The organism is Streptomyces hesseae (assembly GCF_031845785.1).
Lineage (GTDB): Bacteria > Actinomycetota > Actinomycetes > Streptomycetales > Streptomycetaceae > Streptomyces > Streptomyces hesseae.
Map to the genome: position 1 here is coordinate 1 of NZ_JAVRFI010000039.1, position 22,555 is coordinate 22,555.

Here is a 22,555-nt window from a genome sequence, read left to right on the forward strand (position 1 = left end):
GACCAGCTGGACGGCTAGTAATTCAGCCCCTCCGGCGTTTGAGGAGCGGGGGTCCGGGGGCGGAGCCCCCGGAAAGCCCTACGCCTTCGGGCGCCCCAGCGCCCGGAACGTCCAGCCCTCCGAACGCCAGCGCTCAGCGTCCAGCGCGTTGCGGCCGTCGATCACGTGGCGCTCCGCCACCACGGCGCCGACCACCGACGGGTCGAGCTGGCGGTACTCGCCCCACTCCGTGAGGTGGAGCACCACGTGCGCACCCCGGCAGGCCTCCAGGGCGCTGTCGGCGTAGGCGAGCGTCGGGAAGAGCCGGCGGGCGTTCTCCATGCCCTTGGGGTCGTGGACGGTCACCTGGCCGCCCTGGAGGTGGATCTGGCCGGCGACGTTGAGCGCGGGGGAGTCCCGGACGTCGTCCGAGTCCGGCTTGAACGTGGCGCCCAGCACCGCGACGCGGCGGCCCAGGAAGCCGCCGCCCACGGCCTCCCGCGCCAGCTCGACCATGTGGGAGCGGCGGCGCATGTTGATGGAGTCGACCTCGCGGAGGAAGGTCAGGGCCTGGTCGGCGCCCAGCTCGCCCGCGCGGGCCATGAAGGCGCGGATGTCCTTCGGCAGGCAGCCGCCGCCGAAACCTACGCCCGCGCGCAGGAACTTCTTGCCGATGCGGTCGTCGTGCCCGATGGCCTCCGCCAGCTTCACGACGTCGCCGTCGGCGGCCTCGCAGACCTCGGCCATGGCGTTGATGAAGGAGATCTTCGTGGCGAGGAAGGAGTTGGCGGCGGTCTTCACCAGCTCGGCGGTCGGGTAGTCGGCGACCACGAAGGGCGTGCCCTCGCCGACCGGCGTCGCGTAGACCTCGCGGAGCAGCTTCTCGCCGCGCTCGCCCTCGACGCCGACGACGATGCGGTCGGGGTGGAGGGTGTCCTGGACGGCGAAGCCCTCGCGCAGGAACTCCGGGTTCCAGGCGAGCTCCACGTCCTTGCCGGCCGGGGCCAGCTCCGTGAGCAGCTTCGCGAGCCGGCCCGCGCTGCCGACCGGCACGGTCGACTTGCCGACGACCAGCGCGGGACGGCGCAGGTGCGCGGCGAGCGAGGTGAAGGCGCTGTCGACGTAGGACATGTCGCAGGCGTACTCGCCGTGCTTCTGCGGGGTGTTCACACAGACGAAGTGGACGTCGCCGAACTCGCCGACCTCCTCCCAGGAGGTCGTGAAGCGCAGCCGTCCGGTCGAGCCCTCGATGCCGGCGACGTGCTTGCGCAGCAGCTCCTCCAGCCCCGGCTCGTACATCGGGACCTCGCCGCGCGCGAGCGTCTCGATCTTCTCGGGGACCACGTCGAGCCCCAGCACCTCGAAGCCCAGCTCGGCCATGGCCGCGGCGTGCGTGGCGCCGAGGTAGCCGGTGCCGATCACGGTGATCCTGAGGGCCATGCGGTGCTCCATTGCTGTGCGGTGCTGACGGCCGGCCCGCGTGCGGGCCGACGGCCTGATTGCGTTGCCCGAGCATAGTCGGGGCCCGCCCGGGAAGGATCTCGGGGAGATCACGGGTTGTCGGCAAGCTCACGTGGTCCTCCTCCGAAGTGCGCCCCTAGAATCGGGGTTACTAATCAGTAGCTAACTCTCTGGGGAGCACGCCTTGGCGGGAAACAAGGACTTCGACCTGTACCGGCCGTCCGAGGAGCACGACGAGCTCCGCAAGGTCGTGCGCTCGCTCGCCGAGGCGAAGATCGCGCCGTTCGCCGCCGAGGTGGACGAGGAGGGCCGCTTCCCGCAGGAGGCGCTCGACGCCCTCGTCGCCGCCGATCTGCACGCCGTCCACGTGCCGGAGGAGTTCGGCGGCACGGGCGCGGACGCCCTCGCGACCGTCATCGTGATCGAGGAGGTCGCCCGCGTCTGCGCCTCGTCCTCGCTCATCCCCGCGGTCAACAAGCTCGGTTCGCTCCCGGTGGCCCTCTCCGGCTCGGAGGAGCTCAAGAAGCAGTACCTGAGCCCGCTCGCCAAGGGCGACGCGATGTTCTCCTACTGCCTGAGCGAGCCCGACGCGGGCTCGGACGCGGCCGGCATGAAGACCCGCGCCGTGCGCGACGGCGACTACTGGGTGCTCAACGGCGTCAAGCGCTGGATCACCAACGCGGGCGTCTCCGAGTACTACACGGTCATGGCCGTCACCGACCCCGAGAAGCGCTCGAAGGGCATCAGCGCCTTCGTCGTGGAGAAGGGCGACGAGGGCGTCTCCTTCGGCGCCCCGGAGAAGAAGCTCGGCATCAAGGGCTCCCCGACCCGCGAGGTCTACCTCGACAACGTCCGCATCCCCGCGGACCGCATGATCGGCGCCGAGGGCACCGGCTTCGCCACGGCGATGAAGACCCTCGACCACACCCGCGTCACCATCGCCGCCCAGGCGCTGGGCATCGCCCAGGGCGCCCTCGACTACGCCAAGGGCTACGTCCGCGAGCGCAAGCAGTTCGGCAAGCCGATCGCCGACTTCCAGGGCATCCAGTTCATGCTGGCCGACATGGCGATGAAGCTGGAGGCCGCCCGTCAGCTGACCTACGCGGCCGCCGCCAAGTCCGAGCGCCTCGACGCCGACCTCACCTTCTTCGGCGCCGCCGCCAAGTGCTACGCCTCCGACGCCGCCATGGAGATCACCACGGACGCCGTCCAGCTCCTCGGCGGCTACGGCTACACGCGTGACTACCCGGTCGAGCGCATGATGCGCGACGCCAAGATCACGCAGATCTACGAGGGCACCAACCAGGTCCAGCGGATCGTCATGGCCCGCAACCTCCCGTAACGCGCCGCGCGTCGGCAGCGCGCGAACGGCCCCCGGCGACGGTCCGCCGGGGGCCGTTCGCCGTTGTTCCGGTGGCGGGCCGCCGCCCCGCGGGCGAAGGTGGTCGCGGGGGTGCCCGTACTGCCAGGGAGGCGCGCGTCATGCCCGAGGTAACGAAGCCCTATGTGCCCGGGACGCCCTGCTGGGCCGATCTCGTGGTCCCCGACCAGCGGGAGGCCCTCGACTTCTACCGCGATCTCTTCGGCTGGCAGGGGGAGCCCGGGCCGCCCGAGACCGGTGGGTACGCGGTCTGCACGCTGCGCGGCAAGCCGGTGGTGGGGATCATGACGTCGATGGCGCAGGAGGGCGGCTCCAAGCCGCCGCCCGCGTGGACGACGTATCTGGCCGTCGCCGACGCCGACGCCACCATGCAGAAGATCAAGGACTCCGGTGGCATCCCGCTGATGGACCCGATGGACGTGATGACGCTCGGGCGGATGGCCGTCGTGGCCGACACCACGGGCGCGGTCTTCGGGATCTGGGAGGCCAGGGACTTCTCCGGCTCGCAGATCGTCAACGAGCCGGGCGCGGTGGTGTGGAACGAGCTCAACACCGCGGACACGGACACGGCCGGCACCTTTTACTCGGCCGCCCTGGGCCTTTCGGCCGAGCCCTTCGAGGAGATGCCCGCCTATCTCTCCCTCAAGGCGCAGGGCCGGGTGGTCGGCGGGATGCAGGGCCTGGAGAACTCTCCGCCCGGATCGCCCTCCCACTGGCTGACGTATTTCTCCGTCGACGCCACCGACAGCACGGTCGACGCGCTGGTCAGGGCCGGCGGCAATGTGCTCAAGCCGCCGTTCGACATGACGGCCGGCCGGATGGCCGTCCTCCAGGACCCGCAGGGCGCCGTCTTCGCCGTGATCGACGCGACGGGGCCGTCACCCGACGAGGCCTGACGGCCGCCGCTGCCCGCTCTGCCGCCGTCGTCACTTCGGGGCGACGGCGGTGACCTTGTCGTCGTTCTTCAGCTGGTCGAAGAGCTGCTTGGCCTTGGTCTTGTCCCACGCCACGGCCTCGCCGTCACTGCGCGTGGGCAGGCTGGGGTTGCCGATGGGCACGGTCAGCTGCTGTCCGTCGCCGCCCGTGACGCCCTTCATCGCCCAGAACATCGACGACAGGTCCCACAGCCCCATGTCCTTGTCGACGACGAGGGTGTCCAGCCCGGAACCGATCACGGGGTAGAGCCGGAAGGGGTTGAGGACCGTCGAGGGCGAGGCGGCCTGCTTGGCGAGGGTGTTCAGGAACTTCTGCTGGTTGCGCATCCGGCCCAGGTCCTGGTCGGCCTCCTGGTGCCGCTGGCGGACGAAGGCCAGCGACTGCGCGCCGTTCAGCGTCTGGCAGCCCGCCTTGAAGTCCGCGCCCGAGTCCCGGTCCTTGACCGGCTTGTCGAGGCACATGTCCACGCCGCCCAGCGCGTCCACGAGATTGCGGAAGCCGCCGAAGCCGATCTCCGCGTAGTGGTCGATGCGCAGCCCGGTGTTGTACTCGACGGTCCGGACGAGCAGCTCGGCGCCGCCGTCGGAGTAGGCGCGGTTGAGCTTGTGGGTGGACTGGGCGTACTGCTTGCCGGACGTCGCGCCGGTGAAGGCGGGGATCGTGACGTACGAGTCGCGCGGCAGGCTCAGCATCGTGGTGCCGTTGTCGCCCGTGTGGAGGATCATCATCGAGTCGGTGCGCTTGCCGTCCGCCGACCCGGTGTGGAGGTCCTTCTTGTCCTGGTCGGACAGGCCCTCGCGGCTGTCGGAGCCGACGATCAGGTAGTTCGTGCCCGAGCCCGCCGCCGGGCGGTCGGCGACCTTGTCGAGGTCCACCTCGCGGCGCAGCTTGCCGTCGGCCCAGAAGTACGTGCTCACGGAGACGACCAGGGCCGTGGCGACCAGCGCGATCGCCCCGATCTTGATCCGCTTGCGCCAGTCGGGGGCGCCGGCCCGCGCGCCCGGGCCGCCCGCGCCGCCGCCGGGGTTCCCCCGGCCGGTGCCGCCGTGGCCGCCGCCGCTTCCGTGCCCGTAGACCTGTCCGGCGCTGTAGCCGTCGGAGGGGGCGGGGGCGTCGTAGCCCTGTGGCGGGCGGTACTGCTGGGGCGGGACCTGTCGGGGCGGCGCGGGACGCCGTACATGCGGCATCGCGCGGGCGCCCTCGGGCTCGGTACCGGTGCTGCCGCGCCCGTACCGCTCCTCGGGCGCGTCGTTCCGCCGATCGGGCCAGTCATTCATGCAACCGAGTGTGCCCGGCGCGCGGGCCCGGCCACAGGGCGCGTGGGAAACCGGAGCGGTCCTGTTGCAGAGCTGATGCACATCCGGGGCCCCGGCGGGGAGTCCGGCGGTCCCCGCATACTGGTGGACATGACCAATCAGGACCGGGGCCCGGATCCGGAGATATCCGGCAAGCCGAATTCGGCTTCCCGCACGACGCTCTCCCACATCATGACCGGCAATGACACCAATCTGCTGGGCACCGTCCACGGCGGCGTGATCATGAAGCTGGTGGACGACGTGGCCGGCGCGGTCGCCGGGCGGCACTCCGGCGGGCCCGCGGTCACCGCCTCCATGGACGAGATGGCCTTCCTGGAGCCGGTCCGCGTCGGCGACCTGGTTCATGTGAAGGCCCAGGTGAACTGGACCGGCCGGTCCTCCATGGAGGTCGGCGTGCGGGTGCTGGCCGAGCGGTGGAACGAGTCCAAGCCGGCCGTCCAGGTCGGCAGCGCCTATCTCGTCTTCGCGGCCGTCGACGCCGACGGCAAGCCGCGGCCCGTGCCGCAGGTGCTCCCGGAGACCGAGCGGGACCGGCGGCGCTACCAGGAGGCGCAGATCCGGCGGACGCACCGGCTCGCCCGGCGCCGCGCGATCATGGAGCTCCGGCAGAACCGGGCCGCCGAGGGCATCGAGGACTGATCCCCGGGATCACGCTCACGTCTGCTCCGGGCAGACCGCCTGGTCGCCGGTGACCACCGGGATCCGGTCCGGCCCGTCGGGCTCCTTGGCCCGGACCGGCCGGACGTCGGTGAAGTCCGTGCCGAGGAGCACTTTCATCAGCGGCCCCTGGCCGGCCACCGGCCGTAGCTCGGCGCCCGGCAGCGCGGTGGCGAGCGAGCGGGCCGAGCGGTCCCAGCGCGGGTCATAGGTGATCGTCGTGTGCTTGACCGCGGGCGGCGGGGCGTCGAGGGGCAGACCGGTGGTGAGGAACCCGGTGGCCCGCAGCGCCTGGTCGGCGCCCCGGGCCAGCCCCGGGCGGCCGCTGGCGTTGAGGACCTGGACCCGGATCCGCTCGGGGGCGACGTCGACGGCCGCGGCGTGGGGCTGATTGCCCTCGGCGGGCGGCTTGGCGTCCTGGGGACGGTGCGGGGAGCCCGGGGCGGCGCCCACGGGCCGGTCCTCGCGCAGGGCCTGGAAGAGCTTGCGGGCCGCCGCGTCGTCCCAGCGCACGGTCGAGCCGACGTTCGGCACGGGGTAGTCCGCCACGGCGATCGGCACGGACATGAACTCGGTCGAGGCGGGGCTCAGATTCCGCATCGCCCTGCCGAGGTCCACGAGCTCGTCGGTGCCGAAGCCCCGGTCCGCGCGGACCGAGCCGACCACGGAGGAGGCGACCTCCTGGAACTTCACCGGGTTCAGCAGCACCCCGCCGTCGGCGGCCTTGTGCATCAGCGAGGCGAGGAACCGCTGCTGCCGCTGCATCCGGCCCAGGTCGGCGGCTCCGTCGAGATGGCGGGAGCGCACGTACTGGAGGGCCTGGCCGCCGTCGAGGTTGCTGGTGCCGGCGGGCAGGTCGAGCCCGGAGTAGGCGTCCCTGAGCGGCCTTACGGTGCACACCCGCACCCCGCCCACCGCGTCGACGGTCCGCATGAAGCTGGTGAAGTCGACCTCCATGTAGTGATCGACGTGCAGCCCGGTCAGCCGCTCCACGGAGCGCACGGTCAGCCCGGGGCCGCCCTCGGCGTAGGCGGCGTTGAGCTTCTGCGGATGGGCCGGGCGTGCCCGGCCGAACTCGTCCGTGCGCTCGGGGATCTCGGTATAGGTGTCGCGGGGCAGGCCGACGACGGTGGCCCGCTCGCGGTCGGCGGAGAGGTGCACCAGCAGGATCGTGTCGGTGCAGTGACAGGCGGTGCCGCCCAGGCGGTAGCGCCTGCGCTCGTCCTCGGTGATCCGGTCGCGGCCGTCGGTGCCGACGAGCAGGACGTTCATGCCCCGGCCGCCGTCCGGCCGGTTGGACAGGCCCTCGAAGGCGTCGACCCGGCCGATCCCGCCGGAGAGCCCGGAGACCACCGCGTGCCCGATGCCGCTCGTGCCCAGCACGGCCACCGCGGCGATCGTGGCCAGCCGCATCCCCCAGCGCGGGGGGCGCGGGGTGCGGTGGCGGGCGTTGGCAGGGCGGGGGGCGGAGGAGCGGGCCGGTGCGGTCACTGGGGGACCTCCGCGGGGATCGGGCGGCGAGCCGGGGACGGACGGGGACGGGTGTGACGCTTCCCTCGCCATGCGGACACAACGTAGGCCCATACGATGATCTGTCTGCGGCCCCACGCCGTCCACGCCCGCTCCGCCACCCGGGCGGGGCGGAACCTCGTCCCCCATTGGCGGTAACGTGGCCGACGTTTCCGTCGTCCGCCGGGTGGTGATCCCGACCCCCGTACCCCCGAGGAACCATGCGCGATCAGCAGCTGCCAGCCGTTTCCGTGATCATGCCGGTGCTCAATGAAGAGCGGCATCTGCGCACCTCCGTGCGGCACATCCTGGAGCAGGAGTATGCCGGTGAGATGGAGGTGGTCATCGCCCTCGGTCCGTCCACGGACCGTACGGACGAGATCGCCGCGGAGCTCGTCGCGGAGGACTCCCGGGTCCATACGGTGCCGAATCCCACGGGTCGCACCCCCGCCGCGCTCAATGCCGCGATCAAGGCATCACGTCACCCGATCGTGGTACGCGTCGACGGGCACGGCATGCTCTCGCCGGACTACATCGCCACCGCCGTGCGGCTCCTGGACGAGACCGGCGCGCAGAACGTCGGCGGCATCATGCACGCCGAGGGCGAGAACGACTGGGAGATGGCCGTCGCCGCCGCCATGACCTCGAAGATCGGCGTGGGCAACGCGGCCTTCCACACCGGCGGCCAGGCCGCCCCCGCCGAGACCGTCTACCTGGGCGTCTTCCGGCGCGAGGAGCTGGAGCGGCAGGGCGGCTACAACGAGGAGTTCATCCGCGCCCAGGACTGGGAGCTGAACTTCCGGATCCGTGAGGCGGGCGGGCTGATCTGGTTCTCCCCGGAGCTCAAGGTCTCCTACCGGCCCCGCCCGAACGTCCGGGCCCTGGCCAAGCAGTACAAGAACTACGGCCGCTGGCGCCATGTCGTGGCCCGCTACCACCAGGGCTCGATCAACCTGCGCTACCTGGCGGCCCCCGCGGCGGTGTGCGCCATCGCGGCGGGCGTCGTCGTGGGCGCGACCGTCAGCCCCTGGGGCCTGGTCGTGCCGGCCGGCTACCTCGCGGCGATCACGGCCGGCTCCGTCCCGGCGGGCAAGGGCCTCCCGGCCGGCGCGCGGCTGCGGATCCCCCTCGCGCTGGCGACGATGCACATGTCGTGGGGCTACGGCTTCCTCACCAGCCCCCGCTCCCTGGCCAAGAAGGTCATCGCCAGCCGCCGCGCCTGACGGGGCCGGGGGCCCGACGGGGGTCCGAGGGGGCGAGGCCCCCTCGGCGCCTGCCTAGAACCGGTTGGCCGTGTTCACCTTCATGCACGCCGACCGGTCGTCCCCGTTGAGCGGGTCCGAGCTCTCGGGCGCCTTGTTCTCGCCCGTCGGCTTGCCGGAGGGCGCGGTCGACGGCGTCCCCGAGGCGTCGGGTGTCGCGTCCGGGACGGCCGCCGCCGCGTCCGCCGGATACGCCGTCCCCGTACGCCAGTCCCCGCCCACGACCAGCGTGATCTGCCGGACCTCGGGGGAGTGCCGCACCGCCGAGTCCGGCAGCCCGAGCGCCTTGGCCACGGCGAGGGCGTCGGCGCGCTGCCCGGCCCTCGGATAGGTGATCGTGGTGTCCGCCTGCGCCCGCGGCGTGGAGTCGGCGGTCGCCTTGGCGAAGCCCTGCTTGACCAGGAACGCGGCGATGTCCGAGCCCCGGCCGGTGGCCGGCGGCTCCACCACCGTGCCGGTGCCGTTGAAGACGGTGACCGCGATGTCGTTCTTGCGGGCGGGCGGGGCGGTGGGCGTCGGCGCCTTGTCGTCCTTCTTCTTGTCCTTGCCGTCCAGGGCGATGTCGTTGCGCACGAGCGAGAAGAGCTTGTCGGCGTCGCCGGGCTTGGGTATCACGTGCGCGTCCGGGTCCTGGGGGTCGGAGGCCCACGGCATCGTGGTCATGGTGATCCGGCCGGACGGCACCCGCTTGATGTCGTCGGCGAGGTCGTAGAGCTCCTTCACCGAGCCGAGGTCCTTGTCGACGGTGAGGGCCTTGGTGGCGGCCTCGGCCAGATCCGTGAGCTGGCCCGGGTCGCTGAGCTTGGTGCCGGACTTCAGCTGCCGGACCATCGCGTTCATATACATGTGCTGCGCGTGGGTGCGGCCGATGTCGCTGCCGTCCTCGAAGCCGTGCCGGGTGCGCAGCCACTGGAGGGCCTGCTTGCCCTTGATGGTGTGGCTGCCCTTGGTCAGCTGGAGGCCGGACTTGTCGTCGCGCACATTGGCGTCCACGCACACCGGGACGCCGCCGACCGCGTCGGCCATGTTCACCACACCGGCGAAGTCGATCATCATGAAGTGGTCGACGGGGATGCCGGTGAGCTCCTCCCAGGCGGCGACCGTGCAGCCCGGGCCGCCGTTGGCCAGGCTGGTGTTGATGATCTGACGGTCGGTCGACTTGTAGACCTTGCCGCTGTCGGGGTCGGTGCACTTGGGGATCGTCACCCGGGTGTCGCGGGGGACGCTGATCACCGACATGTTGCTGCGGTCCGCCGAGACGTGTACCAGCATCTGGACGTCGGCGAGCGCCGGGCGGTCGGCGTCGTCGCGGGCGCCGCCGAGCTCCTGGTTCTCCTTGCTGCCCCGGCTGTCGGAGCCCAGGAGGAGGATGTTCAGCGGGCGCTGGCCGGCCGCGTTGGCGACGCTGCGGTCGAGCTGCTTGTCGCCGAGGTTGAGCTTGTTCTTGCGAATGTTGTTGTTGAGGTGCTGGTAGTAGAAGTACCCCGCCCCGGACACCCCGAGGACGGTGACCGCGACACCGAGCGCGGTCCAGCGGGCTATTCGGCCGATGCGGCGCCGGGGGGCGCCGCCGGCCGCGTCGCCCGTGTCCGCGCCGGAGTCCTTCGCGGAGTCCCCGGCGCCCCCGGAGCCCTTGGCCCCTGCGGCCTTCGGCGTGCTCTGCTCCGGGACGCCCTTCTTCGGAGAGCTCTTCTCCCCGGACCCCTCCGGGGAGTCCTGCTCCGGCGTGGTCTCCCGGGCGTCGCGGGACTTCTCTCCCCGCACGCCGCTGCTCTGCCGCATCGGGCCTCCCCTGGCTGGTGTCCGGCCCGATGGGCAGGCGTGTCGTACCTAATGAGTATTACTGCGTTATGAGATGCGAAAGCCCATTGTCAGGGTTCACTTGGCGCAGATGTTCTCATCGTCGGCTTCGACTTTCTGAATCCCCTCGGGTGCCTTCTTCGGGGCGGACACCGGGATGCCCGCGCCCTTGAAGTCCGCGCCGAGGGTGAGCGTCATCTCGGCGGTGGGGGACGCGTCGGCCGTCGTCTGCTTCAGGGCGTCGACGGGGAGGCCCATGTCCTCCGCGAGGCGGCGCGCCTGGTCGGCCTGGTTGGGGGCGAACTCCAGCAGGGTTTTGTCCACCTTCTTGCCCCCTGCGGCATTGCCGCCGTTGGCGGTGTGCGCCATGCCCTTGCCGTTCTGCATCCAGGTGACGGTCTCCTGGGCGGCGCCGACCCGCCCACTGCCGTTGAGCACCTTGACCCGGACCTTCGCGGGCTCGGCCTTCGGGCCCTGGAGCAGCGCCGCCTGCTTGGCGTCGGCCTGTTCCTGCTCCTTCTTCTCCTTCTCCTTGGCCTCGGTGAGGGAGACGTCCTGGCGGACCATGGCGAACAGCGGCTCTGCCTTGGCCTTGTTCAGGACCACCGTCTTCTTGACCTTGCCGTCCGCGGGGTTGTCGTCGACGGGGACGGTCGCGAAGGTGACGTTCTTCAGGTTGACCTTCCTGAGCTCCTTGGCCAGGCTCGTCAGCTTGCTGATGGAGCCTATGCCCGTGTCGACGGTGAGCGAGTTGGTCGCGGCGTCGCTGAGTTCGTAGAGCTTCTTGGGGTTGGTCAGGGTGTCGCCGGACTTCATCTTCCGGAGCATCGAGCTCAGGAACTGCTGCTGGAGCTCGATCCGGCTGAGGTCGCCGCCGAAGCCCACGGAGTGCCGGGTCCGGACGAAGGCCAGGGCCTGCTCGCCCTCGACGGTGTGCCGCCCCTTGGCCATCTTCAGGTGCGAGTCCTTGTCGTTGATGTCCTTGGCCACGCACACGTCGACGCCGCCGACCGCCGAGGAGAGCTCCTTGACGGCGTTGAAGTCGGCCATCATGAAGTGGCTGACCTTCAGGCCCGTCAGCTGCTCGACCGTCCGCCAGGTGCAGCCCGGGTCGCGGTCCTCCTGGCCCAGGCTCTCGTTGAAGCGCACGCCCTTGGAGCCGGGGATGGTCTTCGTGGAGCCGTTCTTCTGCTTGGTGGGGCAGTCCGGGATGTCCGTGATCATGTCGCGAGGGATGGACAGCGCGGTGGCGTTCGTCCGGTCCTCGGAGACGTGGAAGAGCAGGGTGGTGTCGGCGTGGCCGACGCTGCCGTCGTCGCCGTAGCCGGTGTTGCCCTTGCCGGAGCGTTTGTCCGTGCCGATGACCAGGATGTTGAGCGGGCCCTTGGTGATCACCCCGTTGTTGATACCGACGTCGATCTTGTCGATGTTGTCGTTGAGGTGCTGGTAGAGCAGGTACCCGCCGACCGAGCAGACCACCAGCACCACGCCGACCGTGCCGCCGGTCCACATCAGGATCTTCTTCTTCCTGGCGGCCTTCTTCTTCGGCTTGGGGCGGCGTCGCCCGGTGGCCGTCGCCTTGGCCGCGGTGCCCCGGCGGCCACCGCCTCCCGTGCCGCGCTGGCCCGGTACGGTGCGGCCGCCACCGGGCTTCGGCCTGCCGGAGGCGGGCGGTCTGGGCGAGGTGCGGGGTGCCGCGGGACCGGCCTTCGCGGCGGAAGCTTCACGGGGAGCCGGCGCGGGCCCCCCGGCTTGATCGAGACGCAGCTCGTAGCTGCCTGTCTCGGGGTCGAACACCCACTGGTCGGCGGGGTCGATACCGCCCGCCCGCCCACGGCCTTGCGCGTCCACGGTCGCTTGAATCCTCCGTCGGTGCCACGCGGCGCCTACCCCCCTCGAGGCGCTCGGAGCGTCGTCTGTGCAATGCGCGGTCAACCCCGGCGGTGCGCACCGGGTCGCTCACACTATCCGCCCAGTTCAGCGCCAAGCGACGCCCGTGACAAATTGCACTCCCCTACAACTGGGCAATCTGCCCAATCCCTTCGCGGAGAGGGATGCCGAGACGAACGCGGAGACGAAAAACCGGTCGGGTCGTTTGACGGTTTTATCGCGTTTGTGGCGTTGAGTGGTGATCAGCCGCACAACCCGCGTGCCGCCGTGGTGCCCTGATAGGTCGGCGGGGCGGTGGAAACCGGCGAGGGTGCCGTGGTCGCGGAGGGCGCCTGGGGCATTTGGGACGCCACGGGGGCCGCCGACGAGGGGACGGGCACGGTCCGCGGGGCGGGCGTGGCCGGCGCCTGCGGCGGCGGTGCCACCGGGCCGGCAGGCGGCGCGGCCGACGCGGGGGGTGCGGGCGGCGCCTCGCCGCCCTCGCCCGCCCCGGTGCCTTCGCCCCCGTCCGGCCCCGGATCCCGCCCGCTTCTGCCCCGGCCGTGACGGTCGTCACCCGGCTTGTCGTCGGCCGGGCGCACCTGAGCGTTCACCGACACCGGCTGGTCCAGCCGCAACTGACGGAACAACTGGTCCGCGTCGGGCTGGACGAGCTCGTCGCGCGCGCTGTTGAACGCGTACGGCCGCCGAGGGACCGTCAGGAACTGCACTCGCTCGGTGGGGATGTCCCGCACGGTGCGCACCAGGTCGTAGAGCTTCCTGAGCGAGTCCAGCCCGGAGTCCGTGGTCACCGACTTGGTGGCGGCGTCGAGCACCGGGTAGAGGCGGGCCGGGTTGAGGAGCAGGCCCTCGTCCCGCATGTCCCGCACCAGCGCGCCGAGGAACTTCTGCTGCCGCCCCATCCGTTCGGTGTCGCTGCCGTCGCCCAGGCTGTAGCGGGCCCGTACGTAGCCGAGGGCCTGCTCCCCGTCGAGCGTCTGGCGCCCGGCGGGCAGATGGAGCTTGGCCTCGCGGTCGTCCATGGGCTTGTTCAGGCAGAGCTCCACGCCGTCCATGGCGTCCACGAGATTCTTGAAACCGTTGAAGTCCAGGACGATGTGATGGTCGATCCGGACCTGGGTGATGTTCTCGACCGTACGGATGGTGCAGGCGGTGCCCGCGAGCTCGTACGCCCAGTTGAACTGCGCGAAGCGCTCGTTGGTGTACGTGCCGTCGCGCTTGCGGCAGCTGGGGATCGTCGCCATCAGGTCGCGGGGGAGGCTGACGGCGGTCGCGCTCTTCCTGTCGGCGGCCAGGTGCAGCAGGATCGTGGTGTCCGAGCGCTGGCTGCCGCTGTCCTCGCCGTATTTGCCGTTGCCGGAGCCGCTGCGGGTGTCGGAGCCGATGATGAGGATGTTCTGGGCGCCCTTCACCAGTGAGCTGGGGCGCTGCTTCTCCCAGCGGCGCAGCTCCTCGGCGGTCTCGTCGTCGGTGGTGATGTTGCTGTTGAGCTGCTCGTAGAGCACCCAGCCCAGCCCCGCGACGACGAGCACCAGCACCGCCGCCACCGCCGCCAGCCGGCGCAGCCAGCGCCGTCGGCGGCCCGGCCCTCGGGGCGTCGGCGGCCGGCCGTACGGCTCCCCGGTGAAGGGGCCGCCCGACGGGCCGGACATGCCTGGACGGTTCACGGCTGCGCTGCGTCCCTCCTCCGAGGAGTCGGTGGCGTACGCGCCCCGTGGGGCCCGGCGTCCGGGAACGGGCCGGGTGCCGGTGCCCGGGGGCACGTACCCCGATCATCGCCCGGACGCGGCGCTCCGGCAGCGTCTACAGGGCCGTCACGGTGACGCGCTCGCTCGCGCGCCGCTGGTCCAGGGCGTCGGCGGACAGCCGGTCGGCGTTGCGGCACAGCACGACGGAGCCGCCCGCCGCGAGCGGCGCGAACAGGCCCGCCGAGAGGCCCTCCCAGGTGTCGTAGGCCAGCCCGGACAGCAGTCGCGAGCCGGCGCCGAGGCCGAGCCGGGCGGCGTCGGTGGCCGCCCGCTCGACGAGCTCCGCGCCGGTCAGCTCCAGCCCGTCCACGGCGAGCGCCGGGGCGTCCGCGTCCACGGGGGCGTACGGGGCGAAGCGGTCGCCCTGGCTCGGCACCTCGACGGCGTAGTCGGCGAAGCCCGCGGGGGCCTGGGGGAAACGGCCGCCGAGGGGGCGCAGGGCGAGCGCGACCCGCTCGCCGGAGCAGGCGCGCGCCGCCTCCAGCGTGTCCGGGCCGCTGACGACCAGGTCCGCGGCGGCCGGGTCGCCGCCCACGTCGGCGACCACGCCGGCCGAGGAACAGGCGAGCAGCCAGACGGCCGTCTGCCAGTGGGCGGGCAGCAGGAGCGCGAGACGGTCGCCGGGCTCGGCGGCGAGTTCGCCCTGGAGCAGATTGGCGGTCTTCGCCACCCAATTGGCGAAGGTGGCCACGGACAGTTCCACGCGCTCGCCGGTGGCGTCGTCGTAGAAGGTCACGAGCGGGCGGGCCGGGTCCGCGGCGAGCGCGGAACGCAGCAGGTCGGCGGGGGTGCGATCGGTGGCGTTCATCGGCGCCAGGGTACGCGGCGCACCGGGTGACGGTCAGTCGGACGGAGGTGTCCCAGGGGGCGTCGGGACGCCCGTGGAGCCGACTCGCCGTCAGCGGATCAATGGACAGATTAGTACGTATATGTCCAGGATTTCTGGCATGCGTGGAAATCTCGTCCCCCCGGCCGCCACCCTCTGCGCCGCCGCCCTGACCCTGTCCTTCCTCGCCGCCCCCGTCCCCGCCTCCGCCACGCCCTCCGTGGCGATCCCGCCGCACCCCGCCCTGCCCCGGGCCGCCGCCCCGCCCAGGGTGCCGGGCGCCACGCACTCGGTGCGGCTCGTCCCGCTCGGCCCCCGCCACCGGGCGGCCGCGGGGCACGGCCGGGTGCGCGGGCCCCAGGGGCTGCCCGCCCGGGAGGTCCAGCCGTTCTCCCTGGTCGGCATCGTCTGGGACGACGCCACCACGGAGCTGCGCGGCCGGGCCCAGGTGCGCACCCGCCCCCTCGGGACTCAGCGCTGGTCCGAGTGGCAGGACGTCCAGACCCACGACGACGACCGCCCCGACCTCGACTCTCCCGAATCCCGCGCCGGCACCCTGCGCGGCTCCACCGCCCCGCTGTGGGTGGGCGCCTCCGATGCCGTCCAGGTGCGGGTCAACCCCGAGTCCGCGGCCGGGGGCCGGATCGCCGAGGGCACCGCCCTGCCCTCCGGGATGCGGGTCGAGCTCGTCGATCCCGGCCACGACCCCGGGTCCGCCCGCCCCCGGGGCGGCCGGGGCCGCTCCGCGCCGCCCCCCGCGCCGGGCCCCTCCGACGAGGAGGCCGCCAGCTCGGCCGCCAACTTCCCGCTGGCCCCGCTGGGCGCCACCGAGATCCCCGCCGTCGGCAGGCCCGAGTCGGCGAAGGACATCGAGGCCACCCACGTCGACGGCACGAACGTGGCCGAGGGCCACCCGATCTCCGACGGCCACGGCGCCGCCGACCCGGAGGCCGAGCCCACGGACCGACCCCAGCAGGGCGCCCCCGACAGCGGCGCCGACAACGGCGACGGCGAGGGGAGCGCCGACGTCACGGACCCCGAGGCCGACCCCGACATCGACGTCGGCCGCTACGTCGGACCGCGCCCGCGCATCGTCACCCGGGCCGGCTGGGGCGCCGACGAGTCGATCCGCGAGAAGGGCTTCGTCTACAACAAGACCGTCCGCGCCGCCTTCGTCCACCACACCGCCTCCGGCAACGGCTACGGCTGCGGACAGTCCCCCTCGGTCATCCGTGGTATCTACCGCTACCACGTGGTGAGCAGCGGCTGGCGGGACATCGGCTACAACTTCCTCGTCGACAAGTGCGGCACGGTCTACGAGGGCCGGGGAGGCGGTGTGGCCAAACCCGTCAGAGGTGCCCATACTCTCGGTTTCAATACCAACAGCATGGGCATCGCCGTGCTCGGGACCTTCGGAAGGAGCGACCCGTCCAGCGCCGCGCTCACCGCCGTGGCGACCCTCACCGCGTGGAAGCTCGGCCTCTACGGCGTCAACCCCGCCGGCACCGCGACGCTGGTCTCGGGCGGCGGCAATCTCTTCAAGAAGGGCAGCTCCGTAAGGCTCAGGGCCATCTCCGGACACCGCGACGGATACGCCACCGAATGCCCCGGCGACCAGCTCTACAACCGGCTCGGTACGGCCCGCTCCACGGCCTCCCACCTCCAGGGACGCTGACCGGGCGCGGCCGGAACCGCACGTTCTGCGTACACTGGCCGCCGATCACGGCCCGGCCCCGGCAGGAAAGCAGAGACGACAAGGTGACTGAAGCGATCCTCCTGGTCGGTGGCAAGGGCACCCGGCTGCGCCCGCTGACGATGCATACGCCCAAGCCCATGGTCCCGGCGGCGGGCGTCCCGTTCCTCACCCACCAGCTGGCCCGGGCCCGGGCGGCGGGCGTCGACCACATCGTGCTCGCCACCTCCTACCTGGCCGAGGTCTTCGAGCCGTACTTCGGCGACGGCTCCGCGCTGGGACTGCACCTGGAGTACGTCACCGAGGTCGAGCCCCTGGGCACGGGCGGTGCCATCCGCAACGTCGCCCACCGGCTGCGCTCGGCCCCCGACGAGCCGGTCCTGATCTTCAACGGCGACATCCTCACCGGCCTGGACATCGAGGCCCTGGTGGACACCCACCGCACGACCGGCGCGGACGTCTCCCTCCACCTCACCCGGGTCGCGGACCCCCGGGCCTTCGGTCTGGTCCCCACGGACGCCACGGGCCGCGTCCAGGCCTTCCTGGAGAAGCCCCAGACGCCCGAGGAGATCGTCACCGACCAGATCAACGCGGGCGCGTACGTCTTCAACCGCTCGGTCATCGACGAGATCCCCACGGGCCGCCCGGTCTCCGTGGAGCGCGAGACCTTCCCCGGGCTGCTGGCCGCCGGCGCCCACCTCCAGGGCATGGTCGACTCCACGTACTGGCTCGACCTGGGCACCCCGCAGGCCTTCGTCCGCGGCTCGGCCGACCTGGTCATGGGCCGCGCCCCGTCCCCGGCGGTCCCCGGCCGCTGCGGCGACCGCCTCGTCCTCGACGGCGCCGAGGTGGCCCAGGACGCCAAGCTCACGGGCGGCACGGTCGTCGGCGCGGGCGCGCGCGTCGAGCCGGGCGCGATGATCGACGGCAGCGCCGTCCTGGACGGCGCGGTGATCGAGGCGGGCGCCGTCGTCCGCGACTCCCTCGTCGGCGCCGGGGCGCGCATCGGGGCGCGAACGGTCCTGGACGGCGCCGTCATCGGCGACCGCGCAGAGGTCGGCCCGGACAACGAACTGCGCGCCGGGGCCCGGATCTGGTGCGAGGCGCGGATCCCCCAGGGAGCGATCCGCTTCTCGTCGGACCAGTAGGGACCAGGCGCCAGTAGGCCGGCCCGGCGACGTACCCTGGCCGGATGGCCACCCGCACGTGGGCCCCGCCCACCGGCGGCCCCTACGACCTCGGACGCACCCTGGGCGTCCTCGCGCGCGGCCCGGGCGACCCGGCCTACCGCGTGGACGCGGACGGAGCGGTCTGGCGGGCGAGCCGCACCCCCGAGGGGCCCGGCACGCTGCGGCTGACCGCCCGCGCGGGCGAGGTACGGGCCGAGGCGTGGGGCCCGGGAGCAGGCCGGCTCCTCGACGGCCTCCCCGCCCTCCTGGGCGCCGGGGACGACCCGGCCGTGTTCGTCCCCCGCCACCGGCTGCTCCACGAGTCCCACCGCCGCCACCCCGGCCTCCGGCTCGCCCGCACCGGGCTGGTCCTGGAGTCGCTGATCCCCTCGATCCTGGAGCAGAAGGTCACCAGCGACGAGGCGTACCGGGCCTGGCGGCTGCTGCTGACCCGGCACGGCGAACCGGCACCGGGCCCGGCGCCCGCCGGCATGCGCGTGATGCCCTCCCCGGCGGCCTGGGCCCTCATCCCCTCCTGGGAGTGGCACGGGGCGGGCGTGGACGCCAAACGCTCGGCGACGATCGTCCGCGCGGCACGGGTGGCGGCCCGCCTGGAGGAGGCGGCGGCCATGGACGACGCCCCGGCGGCCGCCCGCCTCCAGGCCGTCCCCGGCATCGGCCCCTGGACGGCGGCGGAGACGCTCCAGCGCAGCAACGGGTCGCCGGACGCGGTCACGACGGGGGACCTTCATCTGCCGCGGATCGTGGGCTACGCGCTCACGGGCACGCGGGGCACGGACGATGAGGGCATGCTCGACCTGTTGGCCCCCTACGCGGGGCAGCGGCACCGGGCGTGCCGCCTCATCCTGCTGTCCGGGGTGACCCTGCCTCGGCGCGCGCCGCGGTTCGCGGTGCGGGACTTCAGCCGCATGTAGCGGCGGGTTGTGGGCAATCGTCCCGCAGGGCGGGACGATTGCCCGCAAACCTAGCGGACCGTCACAAACGCCTCCGCATCCCGCGCGGGACGCGGAGCCGCCGGAACCGCCGGCCGGCCGATGGCGACCGCCCCCATCGGACTCCAGCCGTCCGGCAAGGCCAAAACCTCCCGCACCACGTCAGGACAGAACATCGTCGATGAAACCCACGCCGACCCCAGCCGCTCACTCGCCAGCGTGACCAGGAAGTTCTGCACGCCCGCCCCGGCCGCGACCACGAACATCTCCCGTTCGGCGGCGGACCGCCGCGCGTCCGGGTAGGTGTGGGCGCCGTCGGTCACCAGGCACGGGACCGCCAGGTACGGCGCCTTGCGCAGCACGTCGCCGCGCCGTACGCGCCGGGCGATCCGGTCCTCGGAGAGGCCGTCGGCGCGGAGGTCCGCGATCCACGCGTCCCGCATGGCGTCCAGCAGCCGCGTCCGCGACTCCTCGGACTCCAGCAGCACGAACCGCCAGGGCGTCGTGTGGTGCGGGGCCGGGGCGGTGACGGCGGCGGCGACGGCCCGGCGCACCGCGCCCGGGTCCACGGGGTCGTCGGTGAACTCCCGGACGGTCCGCCGCAGCGACACCGCCTCCTTCACGGCCTCCGAGGTCCCCAGCCGGAACATGTCGTCGACGGCGGGCCGCACCAGCCAGCTCGCACCCTCGTACGCGTCGTCCTCGCCGGCCTCTGTGATCACATGCGGCAGCCCGCGCACCACGGCCACCGGCAGGCCCCCGGCCTTGCCCTTGACCAGGTCGCCGGCGGCGGCGAGCTCGTCGACCGTCGCCACCACCGTCGCGACCAGCGGATTGCCGTACGCGTCGACGTCGCCGCGCAGGTCGTCGGCGACCCGTACGCCCGCCGCGCCGATCGCGAAGTCCGTGACGCCCTTGCGCCAGGGCCGCCCGGCCGTGTCGGTGACGACGACGCCGACGTCCACGCCGAGCGCCTCGCGCAGGCCCTCGCGGATCCGCCGGGCCGAGGCGTCCGGGTCCTCGGGGAGCAGCAGAATCGTCCCGGCACGGGTGTTGGAGGCGTCCACGCCGGCGGCGGCCATCACGAGCCCCAGCCGGTTCTCCACGACGCGCAGCGTGCCGCGCCGGGCCACGAGCCGTACGGTCTCGGCGTCGATCGCGGCCTCGCGGTCCTCGGCGGCGAGGATCCGGCCCTCGGCCTTGCTGAGGATCTTCGAGGTGACGACGAGGACGTCGCCGTCGGCGAGCCCGGGCATCCCCTCGTCCAGGGCGGCGCCGGCGATGAGCTTCGCCAGGTCGTCCCCGGGGCGCACCTCGGGGATGCCGGGCAGGGCCCAGACCCGGTACTCGGGGGCCGCGCTCACGCCCGTACCTCCTCGGCCAGGGCCAGCGCCTCGCGGGCCATGGCGGCGGTGGCGTCGACGTCGGTCATCATCAGCGGCACGGCCCGGCAGGGGATCCCGGCCTCCTCGACCTCGGCGACGGCGTCCGCGTCGACGGAGTCGACCAGCCAGCCGTCGAGCAGCCCGGAGCCGTAGTGGCGGGCCACGGCGGCGGCGGTGGACTCGACGCCGACGGCGGCGAGCACCTTGTCGGCCATGCCGCGCACGGGCGCGCCGCCGACGATGGGGGAGAGGCCGATCACGGGGGCCGCGGCGTCCGCGACGGCCTCCCGGACGCCGGGGACGCCCAGGATCGTGCCGACGCTCACCACGGGGTTGGAGGGCGGGAAGAGGATGACGTCCGCCGCGGCGATCGCCTCCAGCACTCCGGGCGCGGGCTTGGCCTGCTCCGCCCCGACCGGGACGATCGCGTGGGCGTCCACCGAGGCCCGCATCCGCACCCAGTACTCCTGGAAGTGCACGGCCTTGCGGGCGCCCGGCCCGCCCTCGGGGTCGTCGATCATGACGTGGGTCTCGACGCGGTCGTCGCTCATCGGCAGCAGGCGCACGCCCGGCCGCCACCGCGCGCACAGCGCCTCGGTGACGGCGCTCAGCGGGTACCCGGCGGCGAGCATCTGGGTCCGCACGATGTGCGTGGCGAAGTCACGGTCGCCGAGGCCGAACCACTCCGGTCCCACCCCGTAGGCGGCGAGCTCCTCCTTGACGGCGAAGGTCTCGCCGGCCCGGCCCCAGCCCTGCTCCTCGTGGATGCCGCCGCCGAGCGTGTACATCACGGTGTCGAGGTCCGGGCAGACCTTGAGCCCGAACAAGTGGATGTCGTCACCGGTGTTGCCGATGACGGTGATGTCCGCGTCGGGGACTGCTGACATGAGGCCACGAAGGAAGCGGGCGCCCCCGATCCCGCCGGCCAGAACCACAATGCGCTGCATGGCCGCAGTCTTTCAGGAGCGCGCCGCCATATTGAAGGGTGGGCCCGGCCACCCCGTCCTAGCTCGTCACGACGGCGGACGGCCGTACGGCGGAGGCGCACAGCGGCGGCCGGTGCATCGGCATCTCGGTGAGCCCGGGGTAGTAGACGTGGAGGCTCACGGCCGGTTCGAGGGAGTCGTTGACGACCTCGTGGGCGTACCCGGGCGCGAAGACGCGCTGGGTGCCCGCCCCCAGCGTGCGGCGGGTGCCGTGCGCGGAGAGCTCCGCCAGTTCGCCGCGGAGGACGGTGAACACTCCGGACGACGGGCCGTGGTCGTGCGGCCCGCTGCCCTGGCCGGGCACCCAGCTCAGCAGCCAGACCTCGTAGCCGGGGCCGGTGCGCAGCCGGTGGTACCAGCGGGTGACGGCGTCGTAGCGCACCAGCGGGGCCCAGGAGGCGGTGTCGGCGGCGATGGCGCGGGCCAGGCCGGCGAATTCGGCGACGGTGGCGGGGTGGGCGGCGGGCGGCGGCATCAGGTGGGGGAGGGCGAGCGGGTCGCCGGCGATCTGGACGTCGCTGTTCATGGGGTGTGGATCCTCGGCGCGGGTGCCGGGTACGGCGTCGGAGCACGCGTACGCACGGCAGGAGCGATCAGAGACAGGGAGAAGCGGGGGCTGCCACACGGCAGCGAGGGTGATCTCGGGTGATCTCAGGTGAGGGAGATCAGATGGAGATCAGCTGGAGCTGAAGGAGCCGGGAACCGGCTTCGGTCGCGTCAACAGCTGGAACAGCGACAGCGCGCCTGCGCAGCACAGCGGGACCCGTAGGCACGGGTCAGGCTGAGGTTCCCCGGGGCGGAGGCCAGGGGGAGGGAGGTCGCTGGCATGTCACCAAGGAGACCGGCTCTTCCGCGCCTCTGTCAACCGGGTGTCCGTTTTGGGGGGATCTTTCACCCGTGTGGTTACTGATTGGAGTGAAGGGTTTGCTTGCCGGTGTGTATGGACACCGGACGGGCGACCGGGGTCGTCAGGATCGGGTGCAACGGGTTCGCCGCAGGTGGCGTCCTTCTCTCCGAGGCTTTCCGAGGCGGAAGGGCCCCCGTCCCGGACCGGGTCGGAAGTGGCTTTTGTGGCGACTGATGGATGTGTCCACTCTTGAGGTGGTTTGGCAACTTTCCGCGCGCCCTTGGTTCCGCAGAGTGAATAAGGGGCTCGATAGCAGATCCCGGCTTGACTGCCCCGGATCGGCGCACTTGTAATTTCACTCGTGTCGTTCTGCCGCACCTGACCACCTGACACGCGGCAGCACACGGGGACGCATTGACAGACGAGGGGCGCACATGACCGAGCTGTTCCAGCAACTGCTGGTCGAGGAGGCGGACGAGGAGCTCGGCTGGCAGGAGCGCGCATTGTGCGCTCAGACCGACCCCGAGTCCTTCTTTCCCGAAAAGGGCGGATCCACACGCGAGGCGAAGAAGGTCTGTCTTGCCTGTGAAGTCCGTTCCGAGTGCCTTGAATACGCGCTGGCCAACGACGAGCGCTTTGGTATCTGGGGCGGTTTGTCCGAGCGCGAGCGCCGCCGCCTCAAGAAGGCCGCGGTCTGAAGGCCGCGGTCCAAGAGACCGGCGTCACGACCTGACGGGATGTCCAGTTCAAGGCCGGC

At 72.4% G+C, this 22,555-nt stretch carries 18 protein-coding genes; 8 read left to right on the forward strand and 10 right to left on the reverse strand.

Annotated features, from left to right (window positions below; translation table 11 throughout):
* Positions 1–78: 78 nt before the first annotated feature.
* Positions 79–1,419, reverse strand: a complete 1,341-nt coding sequence (locus tag RM609_RS32995) for a UDP-glucose dehydrogenase family protein (RefSeq protein WP_311616126.1) — start codon at positions 1,417–1,419, stop codon at positions 79–81.
* Between the two features lie 205 nt (positions 1,420–1,624).
* Between RM609_RS32995 and RM609_RS33000 the strand changes: the two genes are divergently transcribed.
* Together RM609_RS33000 and RM609_RS33005 are read left to right on the forward strand one after the other, a co-directional pair.
* The gene (locus RM609_RS33000) at positions 1,625–2,782 is read left to right on the forward strand and encodes an acyl-CoA dehydrogenase family protein (RefSeq protein ID WP_311616128.1); all 1,158 of its coding nucleotides are present in this window, start codon (positions 1,625–1,627) and stop codon (positions 2,780–2,782) included.
* 140 nt (positions 2,783–2,922) lie between these two features.
* A complete protein-coding gene (locus RM609_RS33005; protein ID WP_311616130.1) occupies positions 2,923–3,717 on the forward strand; it encodes a VOC family protein in 795 nt (264 codons plus the stop codon).
* 30 nt (positions 3,718–3,747) lie between these two features.
* On the opposite strand, the gene RM609_RS33010 is transcribed toward RM609_RS33005, so the two are convergent.
* Positions 3,748–5,034: an LCP family protein gene (locus tag RM609_RS33010; RefSeq protein WP_311616132.1), complete on the reverse strand. Its 1,287-nt coding sequence runs from the start codon at positions 5,032–5,034 to the stop codon at positions 3,748–3,750.
* A gap of 129 nt (positions 5,035–5,163) precedes the next feature.
* On the opposite strand from RM609_RS33010, the gene RM609_RS33015 reads away from it, so the two are divergent.
* The gene (locus RM609_RS33015; protein ID WP_311616133.1) at positions 5,164–5,712 is read left to right on the forward strand and encodes an acyl-CoA thioesterase; all 549 of its coding nucleotides are present in this window, start codon (positions 5,164–5,166) and stop codon (positions 5,710–5,712) included.
* 15 nt (positions 5,713–5,727) lie between these two features.
* Here RM609_RS33015 and RM609_RS33020 read toward each other — a convergent pair whose 3' ends face one another.
* On the reverse strand, positions 5,728–7,221 hold the full coding sequence (locus tag RM609_RS33020) for an LCP family protein (RefSeq protein ID WP_438828595.1): 1,494 nt from the start codon (positions 7,219–7,221) through the stop codon (positions 5,728–5,730).
* A 239-nt stretch (positions 7,222–7,460) separates the two neighbouring features.
* Here RM609_RS33020 and RM609_RS33025 point away from each other — a divergent pair, with 239 nt between their 5' ends.
* On the forward strand, positions 7,461–8,462 hold the full coding sequence (locus tag RM609_RS33025; protein ID WP_311616137.1) for a glycosyltransferase family 2 protein: 1,002 nt from the start codon (positions 7,461–7,463) through the stop codon (positions 8,460–8,462).
* A 54-nt stretch (positions 8,463–8,516) separates the two neighbouring features.
* On the opposite strand, the gene RM609_RS33030 is transcribed toward RM609_RS33025, so the two are convergent.
* The 4 genes from RM609_RS33030 to RM609_RS33045 form a co-directional block, all read right to left on the reverse strand.
* On the reverse strand, positions 8,517–10,283 hold the full coding sequence (locus RM609_RS33030; protein WP_311616139.1) for an LCP family protein: 1,767 nt from the start codon (positions 10,281–10,283) through the stop codon (positions 8,517–8,519).
* Positions 10,284–10,379: 96 nt separating this feature from the next.
* Positions 10,380–12,152, reverse strand: a complete 1,773-nt coding sequence (locus tag RM609_RS33035; RefSeq protein WP_311616141.1) for an LCP family protein — start codon at positions 12,150–12,152, stop codon at positions 10,380–10,382.
* A gap of 281 nt (positions 12,153–12,433) precedes the next feature.
* A complete protein-coding gene (locus RM609_RS33040) occupies positions 12,434–13,843 on the reverse strand; it encodes an LCP family protein (RefSeq protein ID WP_311616143.1) in 1,410 nt (469 codons plus the stop codon).
* Positions 13,844–13,994: 151 nt separating this feature from the next.
* The gene (locus RM609_RS33045; RefSeq protein WP_311616145.1) at positions 13,995–14,747 is read right to left on the reverse strand and encodes a TIGR03089 family protein; all 753 of its coding nucleotides are present in this window, start codon (positions 14,745–14,747) and stop codon (positions 13,995–13,997) included.
* 139 nt (positions 14,748–14,886) lie between these two features.
* Between RM609_RS33045 and RM609_RS33050 the strand changes: the two genes are divergently transcribed.
* From RM609_RS33050 to RM609_RS33060, 3 genes are all read left to right on the forward strand, one after another.
* Complete coding sequence (locus RM609_RS33050; protein WP_311616147.1) at positions 14,887–16,440, forward strand: peptidoglycan recognition protein family protein; 1,554 nt, start codon at positions 14,887–14,889, stop codon at positions 16,438–16,440.
* 83 nt (positions 16,441–16,523) lie between these two features.
* Positions 16,524–17,606 (forward strand): mannose-1-phosphate guanylyltransferase, encoded by a 1,083-nt coding sequence (manB, locus tag RM609_RS33055; protein WP_311616149.1) that lies wholly within the window; start codon positions 16,524–16,526, stop codon positions 17,604–17,606.
* Between the two features lie 44 nt (positions 17,607–17,650).
* The gene (locus RM609_RS33060; protein WP_311616151.1) at positions 17,651–18,562 is read left to right on the forward strand and encodes a DNA-3-methyladenine glycosylase family protein; all 912 of its coding nucleotides are present in this window, start codon (positions 17,651–17,653) and stop codon (positions 18,560–18,562) included.
* A gap of 50 nt (positions 18,563–18,612) precedes the next feature.
* Here the strand turns inward: RM609_RS33060 and RM609_RS33065 are convergent, their stop codons facing one another.
* The 3 genes from RM609_RS33065 to RM609_RS33075 are packed head-to-tail and all read right to left on the reverse strand — an operon-like array spanning position 18,613 to position 21,477.
* The gene (locus tag RM609_RS33065) at positions 18,613–19,944 is read right to left on the reverse strand and encodes a coenzyme F420-0:L-glutamate ligase (protein WP_311616153.1); all 1,332 of its coding nucleotides are present in this window, start codon (positions 19,942–19,944) and stop codon (positions 18,613–18,615) included.
* The gene (gene cofD, locus RM609_RS33070; RefSeq protein ID WP_311616155.1) at positions 19,941–20,912 is read right to left on the reverse strand and encodes a 2-phospho-L-lactate transferase; all 972 of its coding nucleotides are present in this window, start codon (positions 20,910–20,912) and stop codon (positions 19,941–19,943) included. The genes RM609_RS33065 and cofD overlap by 4 nt, the downstream gene beginning before the upstream one ends.
* 58 nt (positions 20,913–20,970) lie before the next feature.
* The gene (locus tag RM609_RS33075) at positions 20,971–21,477 is read right to left on the reverse strand and encodes a cysteine dioxygenase (protein WP_311616157.1); all 507 of its coding nucleotides are present in this window, start codon (positions 21,475–21,477) and stop codon (positions 20,971–20,973) included.
* 755 nt (positions 21,478–22,232) lie between these two features.
* Between RM609_RS33075 and RM609_RS33080 the strand changes: the two genes are divergently transcribed.
* On the forward strand, positions 22,233–22,496 hold the full coding sequence (locus RM609_RS33080) for a WhiB family transcriptional regulator (RefSeq protein WP_004952403.1): 264 nt from the start codon (positions 22,233–22,235) through the stop codon (positions 22,494–22,496).
* The last annotated feature ends 59 nt before the right edge of the window (positions 22,497–22,555 follow it).

What these genes read in the sequence shown, in the direction of transcription:
- RM609_RS32995 (WP_311616126.1), bottom strand. Translation starts at nt 1,419, where the DNA reads ATGGCCCTCAGGATCACCGTGATCGGCACCGGCTACCTCGGCGCCACG.
- RM609_RS33005 (WP_311616130.1), top strand. Translation starts at nt 2,923, where the DNA reads ATGCCCGAGGTAACGAAGCCCTATGTGCCCGGGACGCCCTGCTGGGCC.
- RM609_RS33010 (WP_311616132.1), bottom strand. Translation starts at nt 5,034, where the DNA reads ATGAATGACTGGCCCGATCGGCGGAACGACGCGCCCGAGGAGCGGTAC.
- RM609_RS33015 (WP_311616133.1), top strand. Translation starts at nt 5,164, where the DNA reads ATGACCAATCAGGACCGGGGCCCGGATCCGGAGATATCCGGCAAGCCG.
- RM609_RS33025 (WP_311616137.1), top strand. Translation starts at nt 7,461, where the DNA reads ATGCGCGATCAGCAGCTGCCAGCCGTTTCCGTGATCATGCCGGTGCTC.
- RM609_RS33030 (WP_311616139.1), bottom strand. Translation starts at nt 10,283, where the DNA reads ATGCGGCAGAGCAGCGGCGTGCGGGGAGAGAAGTCCCGCGACGCCCGG.
- RM609_RS33040 (WP_311616143.1), bottom strand. Translation starts at nt 13,843, where the DNA reads ATGTCCGGCCCGTCGGGCGGCCCCTTCACCGGGGAGCCGTACGGCCGG.
- RM609_RS33045 (WP_311616145.1), bottom strand. Translation starts at nt 14,747, where the DNA reads ATGAACGCCACCGATCGCACCCCCGCCGACCTGCTGCGTTCCGCGCTC.
- RM609_RS33050 (WP_311616147.1), top strand. Translation starts at nt 14,887, where the DNA reads ATGCGTGGAAATCTCGTCCCCCCGGCCGCCACCCTCTGCGCCGCCGCC.
- RM609_RS33060 (WP_311616151.1), top strand. Translation starts at nt 17,651, where the DNA reads ATGGCCACCCGCACGTGGGCCCCGCCCACCGGCGGCCCCTACGACCTC.
- cofD (WP_311616155.1), bottom strand. Translation starts at nt 20,912, where the DNA reads ATGCAGCGCATTGTGGTTCTGGCCGGCGGGATCGGGGGCGCCCGCTTC.
- RM609_RS33075 (WP_311616157.1), bottom strand. Translation starts at nt 21,477, where the DNA reads ATGAACAGCGACGTCCAGATCGCCGGCGACCCGCTCGCCCTCCCCCAC.
- RM609_RS33080 (WP_004952403.1), top strand. Translation starts at nt 22,233, where the DNA reads ATGACCGAGCTGTTCCAGCAACTGCTGGTCGAGGAGGCGGACGAGGAG.